Source organism: Mangrovibacter yixingensis, assembly GCF_020523985.1.
Lineage (GTDB): Bacteria > Pseudomonadota > Gammaproteobacteria > Enterobacterales > Enterobacteriaceae > Mangrovibacter > Mangrovibacter yixingensis.
The window spans coordinates 39,819-64,866 of sequence record NZ_JAIVKM010000011.1; the positions used below are offsets into that span (position 1 = coordinate 39,819).

A 25,048-nucleotide genomic window follows, 5' to 3' on the forward strand; every position below is an offset into this window, starting at 1 on the left:
AACCCTGAAAAGCAATAGCCAGAGTCTGAGGAACAGATAATTCCCGACAAAAACACTTGCTTACTGACGTAGCTGTGAGCTGTATTTCAATTTCCAGCGCTGTGCTTTTATACTGCCTGCACAGCCTAATAACGGGAAGCGAAACATGAACGATTCTGAATTCCACAGACTAGCCGACGAACTGTGGCTGACCATTGAAGAACACTTTGATAATTGGGATGGCGACAGCGATATTGACTGCGAGATCAATGGTGGTGTACTGACACTGAGCTTTGAAAATGGCAGTAAAATCATTATTAACCGCCAGGAGCCTCTGCACCAGGTCTGGCTGGCAACCAAAAGTGGTGGCTACCACTTCAACCTGAAAGAAGATACCTGGGTGTGCGACCGTAGCGGGAAAGCTTTCTGGACCTTACTGGAAGAAGCCTGCTCACAGCAGGCCGGTGAACCCGTTCACTTCCAGTAATTACTGCTGATATTGTTGCAGTAATGTCGCAGCGTTGCCGTCTGATGCCAGCGCTGCGGCAGTAGTAACAGGCTGAGTACGGTATGGAATCACCTGGGCACGCTCTTCCCCGGTCACAATCTGGTAGAACTGTGGCAGGTTGAAGTTCACAAAGCTCGAGCCATAAGTGAAACGATCATGGGATGATGAATAGAACCGGCTAACATCACGAACCAGCTCTTCAATGCTGCCTTCACAGTGGTGATAAACCTCCGCGCGGTTGCCTTCATCGAGGATATAGATATTAAAGCCTTTGTCACTGTTGGTTTCTTCAAAGAAAAACTGAATAATCCCTTCACTGGCAAACCCATCCACAACCGATGGAAGCTGGACATGGTTGGTTTCCACCTGAACAGATAGCCCATGCAGTTTGTTATGGGAAATCGCCCCATAAAACTCAATGGCGTTTTCTAGTTTCTGTACAGACACATTCAGCCGTTCAAAGAACAAGCCCCAGGTCTGCCCGGCAACACGCAACGCTTTAAAACGCCCCGGCTCAAGACGGGTACTCGACAAGCGTAACTCAATACATTCAGAAACCAGTTGCAGAACACGGGTACGAATTAACCCACGCAAGTGCTGGCTGTAGCAGAACACTTCAACGTTGTCTGGCGGAGCGGCATCCTGGTGCATTTTGCCCAAAATCGTTTTTAACGCTTCAATCATGGCCTGCTCGCCATTGAAATGCAGAGTACGCACTTCATTCCATGAATTACGGTACAGCAAATCAACGCTGCCAATCAGGCATTTCTGTTCTTCACCGAAGCTGAAGACATCAAGCTTACGGAAATCAAAATGCACCACCTGGTTACGAAACGCCGTTGTTGGGTCGTATTCCAGGTTAACGATAATAGCGAGATGGCGAATTTCACAAGGGCTATACAACGCTTTAGGCGTTGGTGCGGGCAGCCTGATGGGGAAATGATGGGATACATCCGACACCATTTCCTGCAATTTTGCCAGGTCACAGACACCATTGCCTTTAATGAACAGGCGGGTTCTCGGTGTCAATAAACCATTAAAGTAGGCCCAGGCCACCAGCTTGTTCAGATAGCGGTTATATTCCAGTGGCTGATGACTGATAATCGTGTCCATATGCGGCGCACGGTTATACAGATACCATCCTGAACGGTTTGCCCGGCCAAGCGGTACGTGAATAAAAGTCAGATTGGGTTCAGACAAATCAGGTGAGATTTGTGGGTTCACCAGTGTCACTTTCCCGGGCAAGGCCTCAAATGCTGCATAGAGCTTACGGGTCAGCACCCCTATATCTTGTGGGCTGGCACTCACACTGAGGTTGTTGCGGCGAGCGAAACGGATCAGGTTGCGATAGCTTTGCATCATCGCATCCAGCAATTCATTGTGGGCGTTGCGTACTTCGTCTATTTTCCAGTTAGCTCGATTATCCAGCATCGCCAGGCGTTCTTCATCCCAGCCCCAGCTTTTCACTAACTGCCCGATAACCTCACGCCGCCAGCCAACACAGGCACGTTCACGACTGAGTTTTTCGCACACCTTCAAATAAAAGCAACGGCGAACCAGGTCAAGGCGAGTGGTATCGTCTATTGCGGTTAAATACCGAGTCACCCGCTCCAGCATCATGCAGTATGCATCAAGCCCGAACGAGACAATTTCACCGTCATGCAGGTGTTGCTTGATATCTTTGGCTAACAGACGTGTGTTGGGGTATTCCCAGGAATACGCTTCCAACAGTAACGTTTTCAGTACGGCTTTATACGGGGAATCAATGCTCTTATACAGCTGCCATAGGCTGGCGCCGAAGTACTCTTCCGCAGACAACGAGCTCAACCCACCCAAATCAAGCCATTCATTAGGGGTCAGTACGCCTTGTGCGTAGAGCTTCATCACATAATCGTCATAGCTCTCTTCCTGATCACAAGGGACCATATTCCACAGAATACGTTTCCCGGCCAGGCGCACTGCGGTACGGTAAAACTCATCGAGCAGTAAAATATGCTGTGTAGAACCGCAATCTTCGCCACCCAGGCTGCCGCTCTCGTTATGACGGAAACGGTTTTCATCAATCAGGAAGAAACTGACTTCCACACCTAATGATGCAGCCCAGCCCTCCAGCAATGCACACTTACGCTGGAGTAAACGCCGCTCTTCGCTGTCCAGCCACGCCTGATGACACACCCAGATATCGAGATCAGATGAACAACTTTGCCCAACTGAGGAGGTGCTGCCCATAGAGTAAACACCAGTAATGGGTAATTCACTGGTATTTTCTTCTTGGGGAAAAGCGCCGTATTTCAGCTCAAGGTTGTCCAAATAATGACGTTGTGTGTCATCAGGGGTGTACAGACAAATTCCATGGGGAACGTTGCCATCAATATAGCCCGGCATTTGCGGATGATGGCAATGCAATAATGTAGGCAGCAGACTGTAAACCTGCTGAAAAGCGGGTCCCATTGCAGCCAGGGCGCGGTCCACGCGCAGTTGGTTTATGGCATCCAGTCTCTGTTTAAGAGTCTCAATATAGAGGTACAAGACGTATCGCCTGATTGGTTACAGTATTTCAAAAACGTAATCCGCATGCAGCCTTTAATGATTATAGAATGAACAGGCTGGCAATTGGTGAAAACGTGATCAATTTAACACCACGAGCATTGACCGTAAAGAAAGATGCGCTAAGTAAGTCTAGCATCCGGGCGCATCTTAATACACTTAAACTGACACTTTCAGGATAAACCCCGTTGAAACTGACACGCTTCCTCTAACAATGGTAGGATGATATTCAAGCGTTTTTTACGGTAACTAGCATGGTAGACAAAGTATTACGAATTGCCACCCGGCAAAGCCCGCTTGCGCTATGGCAAGCACAATATGTCAAACAACATTTACAGGCCCACCATCCGGATTTGCAGGTTGAACTGGTTCCGATGGTCACTCGTGGCGATGTGCTGCTTGATACCCCCCTCGCCAAAGTGGGTGGTAAGGGTTTGTTTGTCAAAGAACTCGAACTGGCGATGCTGGAGAACCGGGCAGATATCGCGGTTCACTCAATGAAAGATGTGCCGATTGCCTTTCCTGAGGGACTGGGGCTGGTCACCATTTGCGAGCGGGAAGATCCACGAGATGCATTTGTATCCAACAATTACACCAGTCTGGACTCACTCCCACAAGGGGCTGTAGTAGGAACTTCCAGCCTGCGTCGCCAGTGCCAAATTGCGGCACGCCGCCCTGACCTGCAAATTCGCTCATTACGCGGTAATGTAGGTACTCGGTTAGGTAAGCTGGATAGTGGTGAATATGATGCCATTATTCTGGCTGTAGCAGGTTTAAAACGCCTTGAGCTGGAAGAGCGTGTTCGTGAAGCACTCGCCCCAGAAATTAGCCTGCCTGCTGTTGGGCAAGGTGCGGTCGGTGTTGAGTGCCGTCTGGATGATACATGGACCCGTGAATTACTTGCGCCACTGCATGATACTGATACTGCTATCAGAGTGACGGCCGAGCGGGCTATGAATACCCGCCTTGAAGGCGGTTGCCAGGTACCGATTGGCAGTTTTGCATTATTGGAAAATGGCCAGTTATGGTTACGCGCACTGGTTGGTGCACCCGATGGTTCACAAATCATCGCAGGTGAACGCCATGGCACACCGGACCAGGCTGAAGCGATGGGCATTAGTCTTGCTGAAGAACTACTGGCACGTGGTGCGAGCCAAATTCTTCACGACGTTTATCAAGGTGAAAAACCACAATGAGTATTTTGGTCACTCGCCCATCACCTGATGGGGAAGCGCTGGTTAGCCGTCTCAGGGCTCTCGGGCGAGAGGCCTGGCACTTTCCTTTGATTGAATTCGCCCGTGGGAATGCATTAAGCCAACTCCCGGCGCTACTGGGCAAACTCGCACCAGACGACTTGCTTTTTGCAGTTTCCCGGCACGCGGTGCAATTCGCTCAAGCCGAGCTTGCAGCAACCCGCTTTAACTGGCCTGCTCATATACAGGCGTTTGCGGTTGGTCGTACTACTGCTCTGGCACTGCATACCGTGAGCGGCCTGCCAATTAGCTACCCGAGAGATCGGGAAACCAGCGAAACCTTGCTACAATTACCTGAATTACAGAATGTTGCTGGGAAACGTGCGCTTATTTTACGCGGGAATGGAGGGCGGGAATTACTCACTGAAACGCTGAGCGAACGAGGCGCAACTGTTACTGTCTGCGAATGTTACCAAAGACAACCTTGCCAGTATGATGGCCTGGAAGAAGCATGGCGCTGGCAAAACCGTGGGATCCGCATACTGGTGGTGACCAGTGGTGAGATGCTCGCGCAACTCACAAACACGATTCCCGAATTATATCGAACGAATTGGTTATTCCGCTGCCGGCTTGTTGTCGTCAGCGAGCGGCTGGCGCAGGTTGCCCGTGAATTGGGCTGGGAAGAAATCACTGTCGCCGAAAATGCTGATAACGATGCGCTTTTGCGCACCCTGCAATCACTTTATTAATGGGATGCCATAATGACGGAACACCATAACGACTCCGCCGCAACTGACGAAACCCGGGTGGAAGAAACTTCAGTATCACAAAACACCGGGGCAATTCATCATGCGGAAGACAAGAAAAAGCGTAGTGGCAACGCAGGAATAGCGTTAGGCGTAGTTGCTATAGCCATTGCTCTGGCTTGCGGTGCAGGGATGTGGACCTGGACCAAACATCAACTGGCCACGCAAACCTCTACCAGCGATACCGTAATTGAACAGTTAACTGCATTACAACATCAACAAACACAGCAAAATGCCGCGTTACAAAAAACCGTTGAAGCGCAGGCCGATGCACTTGCTCAGGCACATAAACAGCAACTGGCTCAGGCATCACAACTGTCTGAACTGGAGCAAAAAGTGGCAACCATTTCTGGTTCAGATGCCAAAACATGGATGCTGTCGCAAGCAGACTTTCTGGTTAAACTGGCCGCACGAAAGTTATGGAGCGACCAGGACGTCACCACCGCAGCAGCGCTGCTAAAAAGTGCCGATGCCAGTCTGGCTGATATGAATGACCCCAGTTTACTCCCTGCCCGCCGTGCAATTACGCAAGATTTATCAACGTTATCCGCCCTGACGCAAGTCGACTATGACGGCATTATTCTGCAGCTTAATCAGCTTACCAACCAAATTGATAATCTCCGTCTTGCAGATAACACCACTGATGACACCCCGATGGACGATGACAGCAGTGAACTTTCTGGCTCTTTTAGCCAGTGGCGTGAAAACCTGACTAAAAGCTGGCACAACTTTATGGACAGCTTTATTACCATACGCCGCCGGGATGAAACTGCAGTGCCATTGCTGGCACCAAACCAGGATGTTTACCTGCGTGAAAACCTGCGCGCACGTTTGTTAGTTGCAGCTCAGGCGGTTCCCCGCCACCAGGACGAAGTGTATAAACAGGCGCTGGAAAATGTCTCGACCTGGGTACGTGCGTATTACGATACCAATGATGCGGCGACCAAAGCCTTTCTGCAAAGCCTGGACTCGCTGAGCCAGCAAGATATCAGTATGGATGTTCCGGATTCGCTGCAAAGCCAGCCTATTCTGGAAAAACTAATGCAGACGCGAGTGCGCAATTTATTGTCCCAACCAGGCGTTAGCGCAGGCTCTGACAACGCAACTGCACAGCCGGTACAGGGAGAGTAATCATGCTGAAAGTCTTATTATTGTTTTTATTGCTGATTGCAGGCATCGTGCTTGGCCCTATGCTGGCCGGGCACCAAGGGTATGTACTGATTCAGACGGACAATTACAACATTGAAACCAGTGTAACCGGGCTGGTTATCATGCTGGTTCTGCTGATGCTGGTGTTGTTCGCGGTTGAATGGCTTCTGCGCAAAGTATTCAGAACTGGTGCACGTACCCATGGATGGTTTGTTGGCCGCAAGCGCACACGCGCACGTAAGCAAACCCGCCAGGCACTGCTGAAACTGGCCGAAGGGGATTACCAGCAAGTTGAGAAGCTGATGGCAAAAAATGCCGACCATGCTGAACAGCCACTGGTGAACTACCTGCTGGCAGCCGAAGCAGCTCAACAACGTGGTGACGAAATGCGTGCCAACCAGCACCTGGAACGCGCTGCTGAGCTGGCCGACAGTGACCAAATCCCTGTTGATATTACCCGGGTTCGCTTGCAACTGGCCCGCAATGAAGATCATGCTGCCCGCCACGGTGTCGACAAACTTCTTGATATTTCTCCTCGCCACCCGGAAGTATTGCGCCTTGCTGAGCAGGCCTATATCCGTACAGGTGCATGGAACGCGTTGCTGGACATTCTTCCTTCTATGGCAAAAGCCGGGGTTGCAGATGACGCACACCGTGAAGCATTGCAAGAACAGGCATGGTTGGGGTTAATTAACCAGGCAATGGCAGAGCAAGGCAGTGAAGGGTTGAATAACTGGTGGAAAAATCAGCCGCGTAAAACGCGCCAGCAAACTTTGCTGCAAGTTGCAATGGCAGAGCACCTGATTGAATGCAACGACCACACCAGTGCGGAAAAAATCATCCTTACAGGCTTAAAGCACCAGTATGACGACCGCCTGGTCGCACTAATGCCACGTCTCAAATCTGGTGACCCATCAGTGTTGGAGAAAGCATTACGCCAGCAGATAAAATTGCAGGGCGACCGCCCGTTACTTTGGAGAACTCTGGGGCAACGACTGATGCAACACGCTGAATGGCAAGAAGCAAGCCTGGCATTTCGTGCCGCACTCAAACAACGCCCTGATGCTGAAGATTATGCTTTACTGGCAGATACTCTTGACCGCCTGAAAGAACCTGCAGAAGCGGCAGCTATGCGCAGGGAAGGCCTGTTGTTGACGGTTAATTCCGGCGACAAGCCAAACAATTAACTCCCCTCCTTTCTTCCATAAAAAAACACCTGCCCACTGGGCAGGTGTTAAATCAGGTCATATAACAACAAGCTTGGTGCTTCACTCAACGTTATGTCCATGGTGTCTGATGAGGGTAAAACCGACATCTGTCTTTGGACGATAAGCACCGCAAAGGCTCTGCATCATTCCTGGCATTATGAGGCATAAAGCGAACATAACAGGTGGAATGAGCATCTACCCGCTTATTCTTGCACAATTGATGCCAAAGTTACAGTCAGATTATTCAGGCCTCAGGGCACGGATGGCGGGCTTTCTTTATGCAACAGAACACATCATGCTCCACGAACAAACACTGGATGTCGGGCACCAGCGACAAGCTGAAGCAACCCGAGCAACATGCATTAAAAATCATGAAGTTAAATGTTACTGGCCGGAGACAAACTTAGAGGCGAATGTCGCTAAGTTACGACAGGGAGAAGAAAACGATTAGTTATGTCAAAAAGAGCAATTTCAGATACAAAAAACCCCGCCGAAGCGGGGTTCTAAATTGGTCGGCGAGAGAGGATTCGAACCTCCGACCCACTGGTCCCAAACCAGTTGCGCTACCAGGCTGCGCTACTCGCCGAAATACTGCTATTTTACTTTTTTTTAAAACTTAAGTTGTGGTGCGAGGGGAGGGACTTGAACCCTCACGTCCGTTAGGACACTAACACCTGAAGCTAGCGCGTCTACCAATTCCGCCACCTTCGCATTCCACTAAATAATGGGGTGGCTAATGGGACTCGAACCCACGACAACTGGAATCACAATCCAGGGCTCTACCAACTGAGCTATAGCCACCACTGTAAATCTTTCGCGGTCATTCTACCACCGCAGCTCAAAGCGCCTCACTAAATGGCGCGCCCGACAGGATTCGAACCTGAGACCTCTGCCTCCGGAGGGCAGCGCTCTATCCAGCTGAGCTACGGGCGCGTAGCGCCGTTGCGGAGGCGGATATTACGGACTTAGTGCCCACCTGTCTAGTGCTTTTTTAAAATAAAAAGTGCGTTTGGTTATGTTCTGTGCAACCTGTCGCTTATTTAGCTGGTTCTTGCACATTTTTAACCCGCTTGCACTTTAAAACACACCAAATCAGTGAAATTCCCCCGAGAAAAGTGATTCCCACCATCAGTGAGACGCGTGTCTCTGGGTTTAGCCCCATCCCAACCAATACACAGGCAAGGAAAGCCAGTGTCAGGTAATTTGCCCATGGGAACAGCATTGAACGAAACGGATGAGATGCCATTGCCTGCTGGTGAACCACCCTGAAACGCAACTGGCTCACCAGGATAACAAACCAGGGCAACATCCCCGGCAGCACACTGGCACTGTAGACATAAACAAAAACACGCTGAGGCGATGGAATCACGTAATTCAGCCCCGAGCCCAACAGCAGGATAACCACTGAGACCGCAACAGCGATAACAGGTACGCCATGGCGTGACACCAAAGCAAGCTTCTTCGGTAATTGGCCATTTTTCGCCAACGCATACAACATGCGGCCACAGCTATACATACCACTGTTACAGCCTGAGAGCGCTGCCGTCAGCACCACAACATTAATAATAGCGGCAGCTGAAGTAATACCAATACGCGCAAAGGTCAGCACAAAGGGGCTGCCACTGCCACCGACATCCTGCCAGGAAAACAGCGATACAATGATAAAAATAGCGCCGACATAAAAAATCAGGATACGCCAAAAGATTTTGCTGATAGCCCGGCGCAGCGTCACCTGCGGGTTCTGTGCTTCACCTGCTGTAATCCCCACCAGCTCCACGCCCTGGTAAGACGCCACTACAATACACAGCGCGGTTAAAAAGCCTTTCCAACCACCAGCGAAGAACCCGCCATGAGCGGTGAGATTATGCAGCCCAACCGGTTGCCCATGGTGCCCAAAGCCAAAGAAAATCACAGCCAGACCAACCACTATCATCACAATAATGGTGGTTACCTTAATCATCGCGAACCAGAACTCGATTTCGCCATACAAACGTACAGCCGCCAAATTAGCGACTGCAACTAATGCAACTGCAGTTAATGCCGGGATCCACTGTGGTAGTTCGGGAAACCAGAACTGGGTATAAACCCCTACCGCTGTAACTTCTGAAATGCCCACGGCCATCCACATAAACCAGTATGACCAGGCGGTTAAATACCCCCAGTACGGACCAAGATAGCGATGTGCATACACGGCAAATGAACCGGCTACAGGCTCAAGAAATAGCATCTCACCCATTGAGCGCATAATGAGAAAAACAAAGACACCCGCAAGTAGATAAGCGAGCATAACAGATGGCCCTGCCCATTTAAGGGTGCTGGATGCTCCCATAAACAGACCCACGCCAATTGTGCCACCTAATGCGATAAGTTCGATGTGCCGCGCCTGTAAGCCTCGCTGCAGTGTGGTTGGTTGTGTTGCCATAGAAATGTTCCTGTACTTCAAAAACTGCCCGGTTAAGCCGGTTCTTGTGTTTTCCCGCTACGCTTGCGTACCGGGGGGTATTGAAAGCGGGCAATACTTGATGAATTTTTCCGAAATAGCAAATTGAATGGCAGATAAACAGAGTGCTGTCTGTAACAAGCAATGTCTGGGAAGGAGAAGCAGAAACGGTGATGAGTGGTGGCTGGCAGCCAACAAGCCGCCAGTGACACGGGAAAGGATTTAAAGCTGCCCGGAGAAATACCAGCGTAAGAAGCGCACTAAACGTAACTGGCGGCCAAGGCGGCTGGGCTGTGACAACAGGCGGTAAAGCCATTCCAGCCCCAGGTTCTGCCAAAAGCGGGGCGCACGCTTAACGTGGCCGGTAAAAACATCATAGGTGCCGCCCACTCCCATATATAACGCATCCGGGTGTACCTGGCGGCAATCACGCATGATCTTTTCTTGTCTGGGCGAACCCATAGCAACCGTAACAAATTCTGCACCACTCTGTTTGATCTGCTCAAACACAGCCTGTTGCATGTCCGGTTTAAAATAACCATCCTGCGTGCCAACAATGTTCACATTCCAACGGTCTTTTAATTTATTAGCGGTTTCCTGCAATACATCAGGTTTCCCCCCTAATAAAAACACCGGAGCCCCGGAACGCCCAGCTTTTTGCATCATGGCTTCCCACAAATCGGCTCCCGCAACACGAGATACCTGAGCTTGTGGGTATTTTTTGCGAATAGCCCGCACAACACTTATGCCATCGGCATATTTATACTCAGCCAGATCAACCAACTCACGAATAGCGCTATCGTCTTCTGTCACCAATACTTTCTCTGCATTGATGGCAATCAACGTGCCCTTGCATAACTCACCGCCAGGCCATAAGGATTCCAAAGCGTGGGCCATATTTCGCCAGCCGAGAATATTCAGATGCCGGATACGGTATTCCGGCACCATCAACGTCGTTTTCATGATGTTTTGTCAGGGGTTTAAAGTGGTAGAAACCTGAGGCGCACTGCGAAGCGGTGTTTTCACCAACCCACTCACGTCAAATAGCCAATAAAGCAACTTAGCAGCCACCAGGCAGGCGCCAAAAATAACCATGAAGAACACAACCCTTGAGCCAAAAGCATCCAGCCCTTCGCGCGCAAGTACAATCATGTTAAAAATAGCGCCAAAGCAGAAACTGTGCAGTATTGCGGTAACATAGCGGTTCTCGCTGTTTTGCCCCAACGTATACAGCCAGTCAAACCATTTAATTATTCCCCCCACAACAATGGCTCCCAGGGGAATAAAACCAACACCACCCATCACCAATAGTGAACCAATGAGTGTGGGCGATATTGCCAACCCAGAATGGTTGTTCAGCACATCCCAGGTGAAGTAATTTGCGGTATTCAGCACCATATGCGGGCGGTCAGGCCACAGCCATGAAGGGATAAACACATAAAAATCACGCCATAAAGGCGCCACCCCCTGAAAATGAATTTCGCCATAGTGCTGTATCAGCAGTGCCAGATTTTCCCATGGAGAGAACGTATCCCGCGTTAGATACAGGAAAGTGTAGAATGCCTCGGCCCCACGAACATCCAGCCCGTAACGTTTCAAGGCCAGCCAAAACATACCCACAATACCGAGAACCCCAGCACATGCCAGCATCCACAGGGTTATCCAACCACGAATCAGCCCAATGAACAGGAAAATGGCAAATGCGATAATAATATTTGCCCGGGTGCCGCCCACAATCATATATGTCAGTAAACCAAAACCCACAGTGGTGACCAGAAAAAATAGCCAGGCGCGTTTTGTTTGGTACAGGGAATAGACCACTAACATGGCAGGAATAAAGAAATAAAAGAAACGCTTAAGCGCCACACCCGATACTTCACTTGAGAAGATTTGGCTGTAAGACTGCAAACGGAACAACAGGAAGCCATTGTGAGCAAAGAAAATACCCAGCGTCACCAGTGAAATCACCATCAGCAGCCCACAAGTAAGCTGGGTTTCTACACGGTTCATGTGGAAAAAAGGCTGAGTGGAGGCAGATGTTTTCTTTAGCCGGGTTTTATAAACCACATAATAAATGGCATAAAAACTGGTAGAGGACAGTAACGCCTGCAGCAGGATACCCGGCGGCGCAACATCGGTATTAAAACGAAAATAGAGCGTACAGGTAAGCGGGAAGCCGAAATAAAACGTCAGCAAAAACAACAAAGAAAAAAAGACATTAAAGCTAAAACGCACCCGACGGAACTCCTGTAACGTCAGCGTGCCAATAAACAGGATGGATAGCAACCAGACAATAAACAGGCCGCCAAACTCAACCAAACTCATGCCAAATCTCCCGAGGCAAGGTGAATAACGTGTTTCCAGCCCGCAATGTAGGCCGGATTAAAAAAAGCGATAGTGTTTTTGTCTACCAACGAGAGCTCGCGCTGTGCTTCACGGATCAGTGCCTCTGTCAGCGTATCATCACTGAACAGAACGGGCACATGTTGCTCGGCCATATCCCGCCAGAAAGGATTCTTGCGGCTTAGTACGCAAGGTATGCCCGCCTGAATCAACAGGCATAGTGTACCAATCCCTTGCTGGCGTTCAAAAATGAAATATCCGAGATCGCACTGGCGCAATAGCGCGAGGTAATCATCAAACGCCAGGCGCTCGTGCAGTATCGTGATATTTTCGCAAGAAAACAGTGAGTTGCCCGCCTCGGTGACAGTATCAATATAAGCCTGATTATTGGGTGGATAACCCATTGGCACCACCACCTGAACTGTATCACCAAATTGTTGGTGCACCGCTTTAAGTGCCGCTACATGGGCATTAGTTGGGTCGCCGGAGTTCCCCACCAGCACAGTCAGAGGACCGGTTTTGTGCGTGGGCTCCAGCGCATTCAGCGCCGAGTCCATACGGGTTGGGAAATAGAGTAATTCGCCAGGAACCTGTGGAGCACGAGACTGGAAATAATCCAGATCACCTCGTGTTGCAAACACCCGCCCTACCCGGCGTTGTGCCAGTCGGCGTAACAGGTAAAACAGCCGGTAACGAAGACTGTGCGATGTTTCATACAGGTCTGCTCCCCAAATGTGCCACCAGGCCTGATGCCGCTTAATCGCCCCGGAAAGCAACGCCAGCCAGATCCCTGGGTTAAACTGCCCGTGGAAAAAGAAACGCAACTCACGCTGCTGCTTTGCCCGTTTTTTTACTGCCTCACACAAGGTCTTTTTTGACGAGAAACACGTTATATCCAACGCAGGGTACTGTGCTGCAATGCCTGGCTCAGACGAGACGACGAAAAAAGTACGGCTCGCAACCGAGCCTGCGGCAAGCTGTTCGCTAAAAAAAGTGAGGACAGTTTGGTTATGGTGCGGAATATCCGAACCTAATACATGAATCAGAGTAGTCATTGTCTGCGCCAGATAAAAAACACGCTGCAGCAAAGCGCGAAATAAACAAGATAAGTTGCCATATAGGCCTGTGCGGCACCCAGAGCACCATGGGCCGGAATCAGCCAGTGAGAAAAACCTGTCAACAAGACGAACTGGCTGACTTCCGTCAGCAAATAACAACGCAGTGAAGCTTTCGCAATAACCAGATAGCCAAAGACATAAGCACTGACTTTTAATACATCCCCGGTCAATTGCCAGGCAAACAAATCACGCATTGCGGCAAACTGGTGAGAAAACAGCAGCCAGATAGCGAAATCTCGCAGCAACCAGACCATAAAACTGGCCACCATCACCGCCGGGATAACAAACCGGAATGCTTTACCTAGCTCGCGAGCAATATCGCTTTTTTCTGTTAGCCGCGACAAGGTCGGAAGTAAATAGACGCTAAATGATGCGGTAATAAACTGCAGGTAGGCGTCTGAAATACTGGTTACCCCTTGCCAGATACCAACGGCTTCCCAAGAGTAATGCTCTGCCAGCAAGTTACGCATCATTACCCAGGCAACAGGCAACGTGACAGTCGTCATCAGAGCCATAATGGTAAAACGTGCATACAAGCGGCTCTGCGCACTATCCCAACGAGGGCGGAACCAGGTCAGCGGGATGTGCCCCCTGCGCCATAACATCCAGGACGCAGGCAAAGCAATCAGCGCTGGCACCAACGCAATTCCCAATAACGCGCCATGGTAACCGCCCAGCCGGTAGCAAATATAATAAGCTACAACGCCAACGACACTCCCGGCCATCAATGCCAGTGCATTCCCGGCAGCATCCCGGAACCCCTTGAGCACAGCCAGTACCAGGTTTGCCCAGGCAATACCCATTTGTACCAATGCCACCAGGCAAATCAGCCCCTGATAATCACTGGAACCAAACAAAGCAATACTGACGGGCCGGGCAGCCAGCACAAAGAAAACCGCAAGCAAAGCCGAAAAACCCAGGACAATAGCCGATGCACTACCTACCACTCGTTGTAATGCGGGGTTGTCCTGATGATGCTGCGCAACACTTCGTGTCACGCCATTAAAAATCCCGGCCCCCGCCATTACGCCTAATACAGTAACCAACTGGCGAAAGTTCCCGGCCAGGCCGACACCGGAAGGGCCGTATGAAACCGCCAGTAATTTAACGACTAATAGACCTGCAGCTATCTTTACCAGTGTGGACGCGGCGGTCCACACACTTGCTCTGGCTAATGACATCAGGAGAAGTAACTCAGCAGCGTAGTAATAACCGTACGTTGGTTAACTGCTGCAAGGTTGTAGAATAAAGGCAAGCGCAGGAGGCGCTCACTTTCTGCAGTAGTAAAGCGGTCTTCCCCATGAAACTCGCCAAAATTCAGGCCTGCCGGGCTGGAATGCAATGGAATGTAATGGAAGACTGCCAGGATCTCCGCTTCTTTCAAAAACGCAATCAGCGCATTGCGATCATCCATATCGCGCAATTTGATGTAAAACATGTGCGCATTATGGTGGCAGTCAGCTGGAATGGTGGGTAACTCAATGCGACCTGCGCGTGCCAGAGGTTCCAGAGCACGGAAATAGTTGTTCCACAGAGCAATACGCTGTTCATTGACCCGGTCCGCCACTTCCAGTTGCGCCCACAAGTAAGCCGCCTGCAGGTCTGCCATCAGGTAGCTTGAGCCAATATCACGCCAGGTGTACTTATCCACCTGCCCACGAAAGAACTGGCTACGGTTAGTGCCTTTTTCACGAATGATTTCAGCGCGCTCAACCAGCGATGCATCGTTAATCAGCGTGGCACCACCTTCACCGCCCGCAGTGTAGTTTTTGGTTTCATGGAAACTAAAGCAGCCAATATGGCCAATGGTCCCCAGCGCACGGCCCTGCCAGGTCGACATTACCCCCTGGGCCGCATCTTCAATCACATAGAGATTATGTTGTTTCGCAAGACGCATAATGGTGCCCATTTCACAGGCAACACCAGCATAATGAACCGGCACAATCGCACGGGTTTTTTCGGTAATAGCGGCTTCTATTTTCGTCTCATCAATGTTCATTGTATCCGGGCGGATATCGACAAACACGATTTTTGCTCCACGCAGCACAAAAGCATTAGCGGTGGAGACGAACGTAAATGAAGGCATTATCACTTCATCACCCGGCTGAATATCAATCAGCATGGCGGCCATTTCCAGTGACGCTGTACAGGATGGCGTTAACAGGACTTTCTTACAGGAAAAGCGATGCTCCATCCATTGCTGGCAACGGCGAGTAAACCCACCATCACCACATAACTTCCCGCTTTCCATCGCAGATTGCATATATTCAAGTTCAGTTCCCACTATAGGTGGGGCATTAAAAGGAATCATCTTTTCTCACCTGTAGAGCCAGTACGCTGTGCCAACTGGCTGCGCACCACTTAAAACATAGCGGCGCAACGCGGGCAAATTGCCAAACTGCGTTGCGATATGTAAGCCTGTTATTTTTTGCTGCCAGCACCAGTTTTGTGCCAGCGCCATTAATACCGCTCCGGCACCTTTTCCCCCCAACAGCCCGACTCTTGCCTGGTTGCCAGGTAACCGCCGCAACGTAACAAAGCCTGAAATCAAACCTGCGGCATCGTAAGCCAGCAGGCATACATCATCAAAAGTGCCCCGCACTGCATTTTCCACCCATTGCCCATAAAAACGCCCACTTTCACCAGGCGCATACCATGGCGTTCCAAACCGGCTGTGAGTGAACAATGTTTCAGCTAAAGTACGCAAAGTGGAAATATCATGCTCCTGGGCGACAGGAAGTGGTTCAGGCTGCCCGGCTGGAGGTAAACCAACGCTCAGCACAAAATCCATTTCTGCTTCTACCACCTGAAACCCCAGCGTCTGCAAAGCAGGCAGCAGTGCTGTATCACTGGCATCAATTTTTGCCTGTACTCTCGGCCAGCACTGTAATTGCGCCACAGTAAGTGGCGCGGCAGAATCAGAAAAATGAACAATTCCTGAATGGAGATTAAAAAAAGTGCTTTCCCATTCAAGGGGCTCAACGCTTGCGTGAATGACCACGTAATAACTCCAGCAGGTATTGGCCGTACCCTGTTTTAGCCAGAGCTTGTGCAGCACGGCGGACATCATCGTCATCCAGCCAACCGTTGCGCCAGGCTATCTCTTCAAGGCAAGCAATTTTAAATCCCTGGCGCTTTTCTACCGTTTGCACAAAAGAACTGGCTTCTAACAGGCTGTCGTGAGTTCCGGTATCCAGCCACGCAAACCCGCGGCCCAGTTGTTCTACCGATAACTCGCCTTGTTCCAGATACATTTGGTTAATGGAGGTAATTTCCAGTTCACCACGTGGTGAAGGTTTCACCTGGCGTGCATACTCCACTACTTTGTTATCGTAGAAATACAGCCCGGTTACGGCCCAGTTAGACTTTGGTTTTCGCGGTTTTTCTTCAATAGACAGCGCCCGAAAATTATCGTCAAAATCTACAACGCCAAAACGCTCAGGGTCCATCACCTGGTAACCAAATACTGTGGCACCTTGCTTGCGTGAAGCGGCATGATGCAGTTTGGGGCTGAACCCCTGGCCAAAAAAGATATTATCGCCAAGAACCAGGCAAGAGGCTTCGCCTTCAAGAAAGGCCTCACCAATCAAAAAAGCTTGTGCCAGGCCGTCAGGGCTTGGCTGTTCGGCATAACTCAGGCGCACGCCGAACTCGTCACCCGTACCTAACAAACGCTGAAAATAAGGTTTATCTTCCGGTGTCGTAATGATGAGAATATCGCGAATTTTCGCCAGCATCAGAACAGATAACGGGTAGTAAATCATGGGTTTGTCGTACACAGGCAACAACTGTTTGGAAACTCCGCGCGTAATGGGGTGCAGGCGTGTTCCCGTTCCCCCAGCCAGAATAATTCCCTTCATGAATTACGCCTTCTCTTTACCAGCCAGACCCAAACGTTGGCCCTGATAGGAGCCATCCTGCACCTGTTGCCACCACTTTTTATTCGACAAATACCAGGTCACTGTTTTGCGCATCCCACTGTCAAATGTCTCCTGGGGTAGCCAACCCAGTTCACGGGCAATTTTGCCAGCATCAATTGCATAACGTACATCGTGCCCGGGTCTGTCGGCCACAAATGTGATTAAGTCACGATAATGGCAGACACCCGCAGGTTTCTCTGGCACCAACTCTTCAAGAAGCGTGCAAATTGTTTCAACCACTTCCAGGTTAGTACGCTCGTTATGGCCGCCAATATTCCAGGTTTCACCGGTTTTACCCGTGGTCGCCACCAGGTAAAGCGCCCTGGCGTGGTCATCAACATATAGCCAGTCGCGGATTTGTTGCCCGTCGCCATACACCGGCAGCGGTTTTCCTGCCAGGCAATTCAAAATGGTCAGAGGTATGAGCTTTTCCGGGAAATGGTACGGCCCGTAGTTATTCGAACAGTTAGTCACGACAACAGGCAGGCCATAAGTCCGGGACCACGCGCGAACTAAATGATCACTGGCAGCTTTGGACGCACTGTATGGGCTGCTGGGCGCATAAGGTGTTTGTTCGGTGAAGAATCCGTTGCTGTCGTGCAGATCACCATAGACTTCATCGGTAGAAATATGGTGGAAACGGAATGCCTGCTTTTTAACAGGTTCCAGCGTTTGCCAGTAGTGGCGTGCTGCTTCCAGCAAGGTATAAGTGCCAACAATATTGGTATCGATAAACGCTGCAGGGCCATCAATAGAACGGTCCACATGGCTTTCTGCGGCAAGGTGCATCACGATATCTGGCTGGTACGTATCAAGAATACGCGCAATCTCAGGCCCGTCGCCAATATCAGCCTGTTCGAATGCAAACCCCGGTAATGATGCAACTGGTGCCAAGGATGACAGGTTACCCGCATAAGTCAGTTTATCCACCACCACCGCGGAATCCCCTGTTTGTTCAAGGATATAACGCACCACGGCAGAGCCGATAAAACCAGCGCCCCCTGTCACCAATACTTTTCTCATCGCCAGACTCCCTTGGTATCCACCACCCACCGCAGCTGAATTGCCTCTGGGGCAACCGCGCGGAATGGGGCGTGATCCACTAACATAACCAAAATATCGGCCTGTTTGAGTGCATCTTGGGTATCCGTTAGTTGGCAATGAGACAAACTGGCCGGTAACTGGTGAATGTTAGGTTCGACCACCAGCGTTGTTCCGCTGTGCCACTCGGCAATTAACCGGGTAATTTCCATGGCCGGGCTTTCCCGTAAATCGTCGATATTGGGTTTAAATGCCAAACCAAAACAGGCAATGGTGAGTTCACTGGCTTTGCGGCCACTCTCTACCAGGCAATCGGCCAGCGTCGCTTTCACCCGTTCAATAACCCAGTGTGGCTTGTAGTCGTTCACTTCGCGTGCTGTGCGAATCAGGCGTGCCTGTTGAGGGTTTTGCGAAACAATAAACCAGGGATCAACGGCAATACAGTGCCCACCAACACCAGGCCCCGGCTGCAGAATGTTTACCCGCGGGTGGCGGTTGGCAAGGCGAATCAGTTCCCATACATTAATGCCCTGTTCGGCACAAATCAGTGACAGTTCGTTCGCAAAAGCAATATTGACATCACGGAAGCTGTTTTCAGTCAGTTTACACATCTCGGCAGTGCGGGCATTCGTTACCACACACTCCCCTTCCAGAAAGATGTTATACAGTGCGCTGGCACGGGCTGAACAGGTTGGTGTCATCCCACCAATTACGCGGTCATTCTTGATCAGTTCCACCATTACCTGGCCGGGTAATACGCGTTCAGGGCAGTAGGCAATATTCACATCCGCCTTATCACCAACCTGTTGTGGGAACGTGAGGTCAGTGCGCAGTGCTGCCAGCCATTGAGCCATTTGCTCTGTACTGCCAACGGGCGAGGTCGATTCCAGAATAACCAGAGCCCCTTTTTTCAGCACTGGCGCAATAGATTCAGCCGCTGCTCTGACAAAACGCATATCCGGTGCGTGAGCATCTTTAAATGGTGTGGGAACCGCAATCAGGTAAGCATCCGCTTCTACCGGGGTCACTGATGCCCGTAAATACCCATCCTGAACGGCCTGTTTCACCACAAGATCCAATTCGGGTTCAACAATATGAATTTCCCCACGATTGATGGTCTCAACAGCATGCGTATTGATATCTACGCCAATAACTTGTTTTTGCCGTGAAGCAAATGCCGCCGCCGTGGGTAATCCAATATAGCCAAGACCAATCACGGATATGGTAGAAAAATTCATAATGTTACCTGGTTGTTTTTTAACGCGGTTAAAATACGCTGGCATGCCATGCCATCCCCATAAGGGTTATGCGCTTTGCTCATCTGCTGGTAAGCAGCATCCTCTGTCAGCAGTTGTGTAACAGCAGCAACAATATTGTTTTTGTCTGTTCCCACTAATTTCACTGTACCTGCATCAATCGCTTCTGGGCGCTCTGTGGTATCGCGCATCACTAAAACAGGCTTACCTAACGAAGGTGCCTCTTCCTGAATCCCCCCTGAATCTGTCAGGATGAGCCAGGCGTGGTTCATCAGCCACACAAAAGGCAAATAATCCTGCGGTTCAATCAATGCAACGTTTTCAACATGCCCCAAAATACGGGTAACAGGTTCGCTGACATTTGGATTTAAATGCACAGGATAGACGATTTGCACATCAGGCCAGTTGGCGGCAATTTCCGCCAGCGCATGGCAGATTTGTTCGAACCCACGGCCAAAACTTTCCCGGCGATGCCCTGTGACAAGAATCGTTTTTTTCTCGTTTTTTAGAAACGGATAATGCTTTTCCATTTGTTGGCGCAGGGTCTGGTCCTGCAAAGCACGATCGCTGACAGACAACAAGGCATCAATCACTGTATTCCCAGTAACAAAGATATGCCGCTCAGCCACATGCTCTTGCAGCAAATTTTGGCGGGCATTATTCGTGGGAGCAAAGTGAAAATGAGCCAGCCGACCGGTTAACGTCCGGTTCGCTTCTTCCGGCCATGGGGAATAGAGATCCCCCGTACGCAACCCAGCCTCCACATGGCCCACAGGAATTCGCTGGTAAAATGCTGCCAGGCTGGTTGCCATTGTGGTGGTGGTATCGCCATGCACCAAAACGACATCTGGCTGGTAAGACATCAGGATGGGTTTTAACCCTTCCAGGATTCGACAGGTGATTTCAGTTAACCCCTGGCCCGGCTGCATGATATTTAAATCATAGTCCGGGGTGATTGAGAAAAGGTGCAGCACCTGATCCAGCATCTCCCGATGCTGGGCTGTGACACAGACTTTTGACTCAAAAAAAGGGTCGTTTCCCAGAGCATGGACCAAAGGAGCCATTTTAATGGCTTCAGGTCGTGTACCAAAAACGGTTAAAACTTTCACGTTTATTCTCTTTCTTTGGGAGACTTTATAACGGCGGTTCGCTATGCCTTGCGGCGTGCCAGAGCCACTCCGGCCCCAACCAACGCACCAATAAAGCCCCACATTACTAATAAGAAAACACGCCGCGGGCTGTCCCGTTTGACCGGTTCTTCCGGTGTTCTCAGGTAGCGGTATGTTTGAAAGTTATCATCAAGCACTGGGCCCACTGCCAGCGTAGCCAACATGGCGCGATTTTGCTCGTAATCCATATTGAACTCAGGCCCTGTCGCTTCAAGGTTTTCCAGCTGCGCTTTTAGCAGTGGGCGCCCCAACATAAATAGTTCAGAAGGCGGCAGCTCCTCTGCCGGTGTCGTTGCCTGGTTGTGAGTAATGTTTTGCTGTTCCGCTATGGCCAGTGCAGCCTGAATGTTATGAAGTTTGCGTTGATACACGGCTTTCGCTACTGCATCCTGGCGCTTAATTTGTGCCTGCATCTGTACGGTACGTGCCGCCCATGCACCTTTCAGCTCGCCATTAAGATGATCCGCAGCCCGCTGGCTGGCAAAAGCAATGTACTGGCGTAACAGGTTATTCGCTGATGGAGCATTTTCAGCCACCAGCCGTGTACTGTCGTTGGTGTTATGCGCAGGATCCGCAGGTGTAAACTGGATATTGTTAATCAGTTCATCCAGTAATGCCGCGTTATTATGGCTGTTGCTGGTCTGCCGCTGTTTGTAATAATCCGTCTGCAACCAAAATGCCCGCCGGGTATCCCAGGAAGATAATTGCATCACGAACTCTTTATAAGCTTCGGCCATTGGCGAAGGTTGGTCGGGGGAAATCAGCGATGATTTGATATCCAGATTTTGTAAAAACTGCTGCTGGGAATAGAAGCTATTGAGCATATTGACCGTTGGCTGGTCCGTGATTGCTGTAGCACTCCACTCTTGTTTGGCAAGAAAACTGTAAACAAGCGCCAGTAACCCAAACAGCACGGCAACACCAGCAATCCACGCTTTCCCAGCCCACAGAGTGCGGAACAGCTCACGGATATCCAATTGGTTATCCACCCCATATTGCTCATCAGTTGACTCTTGTCTCATTGTTTTCCCGAAAATTATTTGGTTAACGTTGGATTACGGTGAGAGCTACGACGAATACGCCGTTTGACACGTTTGATGAAACGCACCACTTTCCATGCGCGCTTTATACAGTAGCCGTACAGCAGAAACGCTGGCACAAAACACATCAACATGCCCCATTCCGGCATCAGTTGGAAGTATTCACACAAAACGCCAAAGGTGGCTAACAAGGCTGCCGCCAGGGTAATCAGGACAAATGCCTGGCGAGATGAAAAACCTGCCCGCATTATCAGATGATGAATATGCTGGCGGTCAGGTGAAAAGGGACTCATGCCTTTACGTAGCCGACGGTACATAATGGCGACCATATCCATCAGCGGAATAGCTATTATCCACAACGCGGTGACCGGATTAATGGGTGGGTTCTCGCCCTGTGTGGTTGCCAGCAATATCCAGATAATTGTGAAGCCAATAAGTGTACTACCCGCATCACCCATAAAGACTTTATAACGGCGCCCCAATACACCCAGGTTGAGCAGGATGTACGGCATAATGGCGGCAATCATGGCGAAACACCACATTGCCAGGCTCACCTGCCCGTTAAACCACAGAATGACGCCCAATGCGGCGAAAGAGACGCTGGATAGCCCGCCGAGCAGGCCATCAATGCCATCAACCATGTTAAATGCGTTAATCGCGGCCCACACGGCAAACAATGTCAGGAAATAACCAAAAGGGCCAAGCTCCATTTCCCATGCGCCAAACAGATGCCCCAAGCTACCCAGATACAAATTGCCCATCGCCATAATGACAACCGCAATAGCAGCCTGAACAAATGCGCGAAACTTCACGCTGATATCGAACCGGTCATCCAGCGCACCAACCAGCACCAGAATACCCGAGCAAACCAGGTAGAGTTTTGCATGGGGAACGTAGTAAAGCGAATTGATGCTGGCGACAAGAAACGCAGCACAGATGCCAACATAGACAGAGATACCGCCGACTAAAGGGACAAGTCCCTGATGCCGTTTTCGGTAATTAGGGCGGTCTACAAGACCAATCCGTTTTGCCATTTTTCTGGCAAAAAAGAGGAAAGCGAAAGTGAAGAAAAAGACATACAAGATGTCCGTACTCATACCGAGTAGATTCACGTTAAATAACTCTCTGCGCTACATGCACAAGCAAAGGGCATTATTGTAATACGCAAAAAATGTCGAAGGTATCCGAAATCCTCTTACTTCTTTTTGCTTCCACTGCCCGGATGTTACCAGCCTCAATTGCTGGCGATGGAATTATAGCAGATAAAGAAAAACGCCACGTCAATGCGTGGCGCTTCCCCGAGTTAACCTGAAATTACGAGCGTTTCATCATGTCGAAGAAGTCATCATTGGTCTTCGTCATCGCCAGTTTATTAATCAAGAACTCCATTGCGTCAATTTCACCCATTGGGTGGATAATTTTACGCAGGATCCACATTTTCTGCAGTTCTTCAGATGTGGTTAACAGCTCTTCTTTACGGGTACCGGAACGGTTGTAGTCAATTGCCGGGAAGACGCGTTTTTCTGCAATCTTACGGGACAAGTGCAATTCCATGTTACCGGTGCCTTTAAACTCTTCGTAAATGACTTCGTCCATTTTGGACCCGGTATCAATCAAGGCGGTTGCAATGATTGTCAGGCTTCCGCCTTCTTCAACGTTACGTGCAGCACCAAAGAAACGTTTCGGACGATGCAACGCATTCGCATCCACACCACCAGTCAGGACTTTACCTGAAGCCGGTACCACGGTGTTATAAGCACGTGCCAGACGAGTGATAGAATCGAGAAGAATGATAACGTCTTTTTTATGCTCAACCAGGCGTTTTGCTTTCTCAATTACCATTTCAGCAACCTGAACGTGCCGAGAGGCCGGTTCGTCAAACGTAGACGCGACCACTTCACCTTTTACAAGGCGCTGCATTTCGGTTACTTCTTCCGGACGTTCGTCAATCAGCAGAACCATCAATACGCAATCAGGATGGTTGTAAGCAATGCTTTGGGCAATATTCTGCAGCAGCATTGTTTTACCCGCTTTTGGCGGAGCAACAATCAAACCACGCTGGCCACGGCCAATCGGGGAAGCCAGATCCAGCACACGTGCAGTGAGGTCTTCCGTTGAACCGTTACCACGTTCCATACGCAAACGAGAATTCGCATGCAGTGGCGTGAGGTTTTCAAACAGAATTTTGCTACGGGCGTTTTCAGGTTTGTCGTAGTTAACTTCGTTAACTTTTAACAGTGCGAAATAACGCTCACCTTCTTTCGGCGGACGAATCTTACCTGAGATAGTGTCCCCGGTGCGGAGGTTGAAACGGCGGATTTGGCTGGGAGAAACGTAGATGTCATCAGGACCGGCGAGGTAGGAGCTGTCTGCAGAGCGGAGGAAACCGAAACCATCCTGCAATATCTCCAGTACACCATCACCAAAGATATCTTCTCCACTTTTCGCATGCTGCTTAAGAATAGCGAAGATGATGTCCTGTTTGCGCATACGGGCAAGGTTTTCCAGCCCCATATTTTCGCCGAGAGTAATCAGCTCAGAAACCGGCGTATTCTTTAATTCGGTAAGATTCATAGTGGTGGGTTCTTAAACTCGGGGTAAATCTCGAACTTAGTATCATGAAATGGTATGGAAGGGTTCATCCATGCCTGTTAACAGTTGCCGCTTATGTCTGACCGCTGCCTGGTTGAGGAAAAACACAGAACTGATTCGATAAGACGGAATAAGGGGGCAACCCTGAGTAAATAACTTCGCTCACAAAAAATGTTCAATACAGAATTTGTAAGGCTTTAGGGGTAATGCAAGATTCAAACGAAAGACATGTTCAAAAGAAGTTAGCCATAACTTAGCACGACAAATGCCGGGCGTCCAGCGGTCCACAACATTTATGGAAAACTGGATGCGCCGGCAAGGCAAAGTTATGCCAGGTTTGCGTCCAGAAACTCTTTCAGCTGACCTTTAGACAATGCGCCAACTTTCGTTGCAGCGACTTCACCGTTTTTGAACAACAGCAGGGTCGGAATACCACGGATGCCGTATTTTGGCGCCGTACCTGGGTTCTGATCGATGTTCAGTTTGGCAACAGTCAGTTTGCCCTGATACTCATCAGCAACTTCATCCAAAATCGGTGCGATCATTTTGCAAGGACCACACCATTCTGCCCAAAAGTCAACCAGAACTAACCCATCAGCTTTTAGCACATCCGTGTCGAAACTGTCGTCGGTCAGGTGAATAATTTTATCGCTCATGTTTTACTCCACAAGATTATGCCTGGGTGGTTGGTGTAGCATTAACCAACACAAAGGTTGACTTTATTTCACCGGATACGCTT

21 protein-coding genes and 4 tRNA genes are annotated in these 25,048 nt (G+C 49.9%); 5 read left to right on the forward strand and 20 right to left on the reverse strand.

From position 1 onward, the window contains the following. Positions 1-145 precede the first annotated feature (145 nt). On the forward strand, positions 146-466 hold the full coding sequence (cyaY, locus tag LC084_RS21550; protein ID WP_226573987.1) for an iron donor protein CyaY: 321 nt from the start codon (positions 146-148) through the stop codon (positions 464-466). Here cyaY and cyaA read toward each other — a convergent pair whose 3' ends face one another. Next, positions 467-3,016 (reverse strand): class I adenylate cyclase, encoded by a 2,550-nt coding sequence (gene cyaA, locus LC084_RS21555; RefSeq protein ID WP_226573989.1) that lies wholly within the window; start codon positions 3,014-3,016, stop codon positions 467-469. It lies immediately after the preceding gene. A 272-nt stretch (positions 3,017-3,288) separates the two neighbouring features. Between cyaA and hemC the strand changes: the two genes are divergently transcribed. The 4 genes from hemC to hemY are packed head-to-tail and all read left to right on the forward strand — an operon-like array spanning position 3,289 to position 7,369. After that, entirely contained in the window at positions 3,289-4,230 is a 942-nt protein-coding gene (gene hemC / locus LC084_RS21560) for a hydroxymethylbilane synthase (protein WP_226573991.1), read from the forward strand. Beyond that, a complete protein-coding gene (hemD, locus tag LC084_RS21565; protein ID WP_226573992.1) occupies positions 4,227-4,976 on the forward strand; it encodes a uroporphyrinogen-III synthase in 750 nt (249 codons plus the stop codon). The genes hemC and hemD overlap by 4 nt, the downstream gene beginning before the upstream one ends. 12 nt (positions 4,977-4,988) lie before the next feature. Further along, complete coding sequence (gene hemX, locus LC084_RS21570) at positions 4,989-6,164, forward strand: uroporphyrinogen-III C-methyltransferase (protein ID WP_226573995.1); 1,176 nt, start codon at positions 4,989-4,991, stop codon at positions 6,162-6,164. Positions 6,165-6,166: 2 nt separating this feature from the next. Then, positions 6,167-7,369 carry a protoheme IX biogenesis protein HemY gene (gene hemY / locus LC084_RS21575; RefSeq protein ID WP_226573998.1) on the forward strand — a complete coding sequence of 401 codons (1,203 nt, stop codon included), beginning with the start codon at positions 6,167-6,169 and terminating at the stop codon, positions 7,367-7,369. 530 nt (positions 7,370-7,899) lie between these two features. Here hemY and LC084_RS21580 read toward each other — a convergent pair. From LC084_RS21580 to trxA, 19 genes are all read right to left on the reverse strand, one after another. Next, positions 7,900-7,976, reverse strand: a tRNA-Pro gene (locus LC084_RS21580). Between the two features lie 38 nt (positions 7,977-8,014). Beyond that, positions 8,015-8,101, reverse strand: a tRNA-Leu gene (locus LC084_RS21585). A 14-nt stretch (positions 8,102-8,115) separates the two neighbouring features. Further along, positions 8,116-8,191, reverse strand: a tRNA-His gene (locus tag LC084_RS21590). Between the two features lie 55 nt (positions 8,192-8,246). Next, positions 8,247-8,323, reverse strand: a tRNA-Arg gene (locus LC084_RS21595). A gap of 103 nt (positions 8,324-8,426) precedes the next feature. Further along, the gene (gene thrP, locus LC084_RS21600) at positions 8,427-9,812 is read right to left on the reverse strand and encodes a bifunctional threonine/serine APC transporter ThrP (RefSeq protein ID WP_226574001.1); all 1,386 of its coding nucleotides are present in this window, start codon (positions 9,810-9,812) and stop codon (positions 8,427-8,429) included. 240 nt (positions 9,813-10,052) lie between these two features. Further along, positions 10,053-10,793, reverse strand: coding sequence for a lipopolysaccharide N-acetylmannosaminouronosyltransferase (gene wecG, locus LC084_RS21605; RefSeq protein ID WP_226574003.1), 741 nt, complete (start codon positions 10,791-10,793; stop codon positions 10,053-10,055). Between the two features lie 9 nt (positions 10,794-10,802). Then, positions 10,803-12,155, reverse strand: coding sequence for an ECA oligosaccharide polymerase (gene wzyE / locus LC084_RS21610; RefSeq protein WP_226574004.1), 1,353 nt, complete (start codon positions 12,153-12,155; stop codon positions 10,803-10,805). Further along, a complete protein-coding gene (locus LC084_RS21615; protein ID WP_226574006.1) occupies positions 12,152-13,228 on the reverse strand; it encodes a TDP-N-acetylfucosamine:lipid II N-acetylfucosaminyltransferase in 1,077 nt (358 codons plus the stop codon). Before LC084_RS21615 ends, wzyE begins: the two co-directional genes overlap by 4 nt. Then, positions 13,225-14,472, reverse strand: a complete 1,248-nt coding sequence (wzxE, locus tag LC084_RS21620) for a lipid III flippase WzxE (protein ID WP_226574009.1) — start codon at positions 14,470-14,472, stop codon at positions 13,225-13,227. The genes LC084_RS21615 and wzxE overlap by 4 nt, the downstream gene beginning before the upstream one ends. Next, positions 14,472-15,602, reverse strand: coding sequence for a dTDP-4-amino-4,6-dideoxygalactose transaminase (gene rffA, locus LC084_RS21625; protein ID WP_226574010.1), 1,131 nt, complete (start codon positions 15,600-15,602; stop codon positions 14,472-14,474). Before rffA ends, wzxE begins: the two co-directional genes overlap by 1 nt. A gap of 6 nt (positions 15,603-15,608) precedes the next feature. Next, positions 15,609-16,292: a dTDP-4-amino-4,6-dideoxy-D-galactose acyltransferase gene (gene rffC / locus LC084_RS21630; protein WP_226574012.1), complete on the reverse strand. Its 684-nt coding sequence runs from the start codon at positions 16,290-16,292 to the stop codon at positions 15,609-15,611. Further along, the gene (rfbA, locus tag LC084_RS21635; protein ID WP_226574015.1) at positions 16,270-17,151 is read right to left on the reverse strand and encodes a glucose-1-phosphate thymidylyltransferase RfbA; all 882 of its coding nucleotides are present in this window, start codon (positions 17,149-17,151) and stop codon (positions 16,270-16,272) included. The genes rffC and rfbA overlap by 23 nt, the downstream gene beginning before the upstream one ends. Positions 17,152-17,154: 3 nt before the next feature. Continuing rightward, complete coding sequence (gene rffG, locus LC084_RS21640; RefSeq protein ID WP_226574017.1) at positions 17,155-18,234, reverse strand: dTDP-glucose 4,6-dehydratase; 1,080 nt, start codon at positions 18,232-18,234, stop codon at positions 17,155-17,157. Continuing rightward, positions 18,231-19,490 (reverse strand): UDP-N-acetyl-D-mannosamine dehydrogenase, encoded by a 1,260-nt coding sequence (wecC, locus tag LC084_RS21645; protein WP_226574019.1) that lies wholly within the window; start codon positions 19,488-19,490, stop codon positions 18,231-18,233. Before wecC ends, rffG begins: the two co-directional genes overlap by 4 nt. After that, positions 19,487-20,617 carry a non-hydrolyzing UDP-N-acetylglucosamine 2-epimerase gene (wecB, locus tag LC084_RS21650; RefSeq protein ID WP_226574022.1) on the reverse strand — a complete coding sequence of 377 codons (1,131 nt, stop codon included), beginning with the start codon at positions 20,615-20,617 and terminating at the stop codon, positions 19,487-19,489. Before wecB ends, wecC begins: the two co-directional genes overlap by 4 nt. A gap of 41 nt (positions 20,618-20,658) precedes the next feature. Beyond that, positions 20,659-21,699, reverse strand: coding sequence for an ECA polysaccharide chain length modulation protein (wzzE, locus tag LC084_RS21655; RefSeq protein ID WP_226574025.1), 1,041 nt, complete (start codon positions 21,697-21,699; stop codon positions 20,659-20,661). 14 nt (positions 21,700-21,713) lie between these two features. Next, entirely contained in the window at positions 21,714-22,829 is a 1,116-nt protein-coding gene (gene wecA / locus LC084_RS21660; protein WP_226574027.1) for a UDP-N-acetylglucosamine--undecaprenyl-phosphate N-acetylglucosaminephosphotransferase, read from the reverse strand. A 202-nt stretch (positions 22,830-23,031) separates the two neighbouring features. Next, positions 23,032-24,291: a transcription termination factor Rho gene (gene rho, locus LC084_RS21665; protein WP_036115409.1), complete on the reverse strand. Its 1,260-nt coding sequence runs from the start codon at positions 24,289-24,291 to the stop codon at positions 23,032-23,034. Positions 24,292-24,635: 344 nt separating this feature from the next. Continuing rightward, entirely contained in the window at positions 24,636-24,965 is a 330-nt protein-coding gene (gene trxA / locus LC084_RS21670) for a thioredoxin TrxA (RefSeq protein WP_036115406.1), read from the reverse strand. Positions 24,966-25,048: the final 83 nt, after the last annotated feature.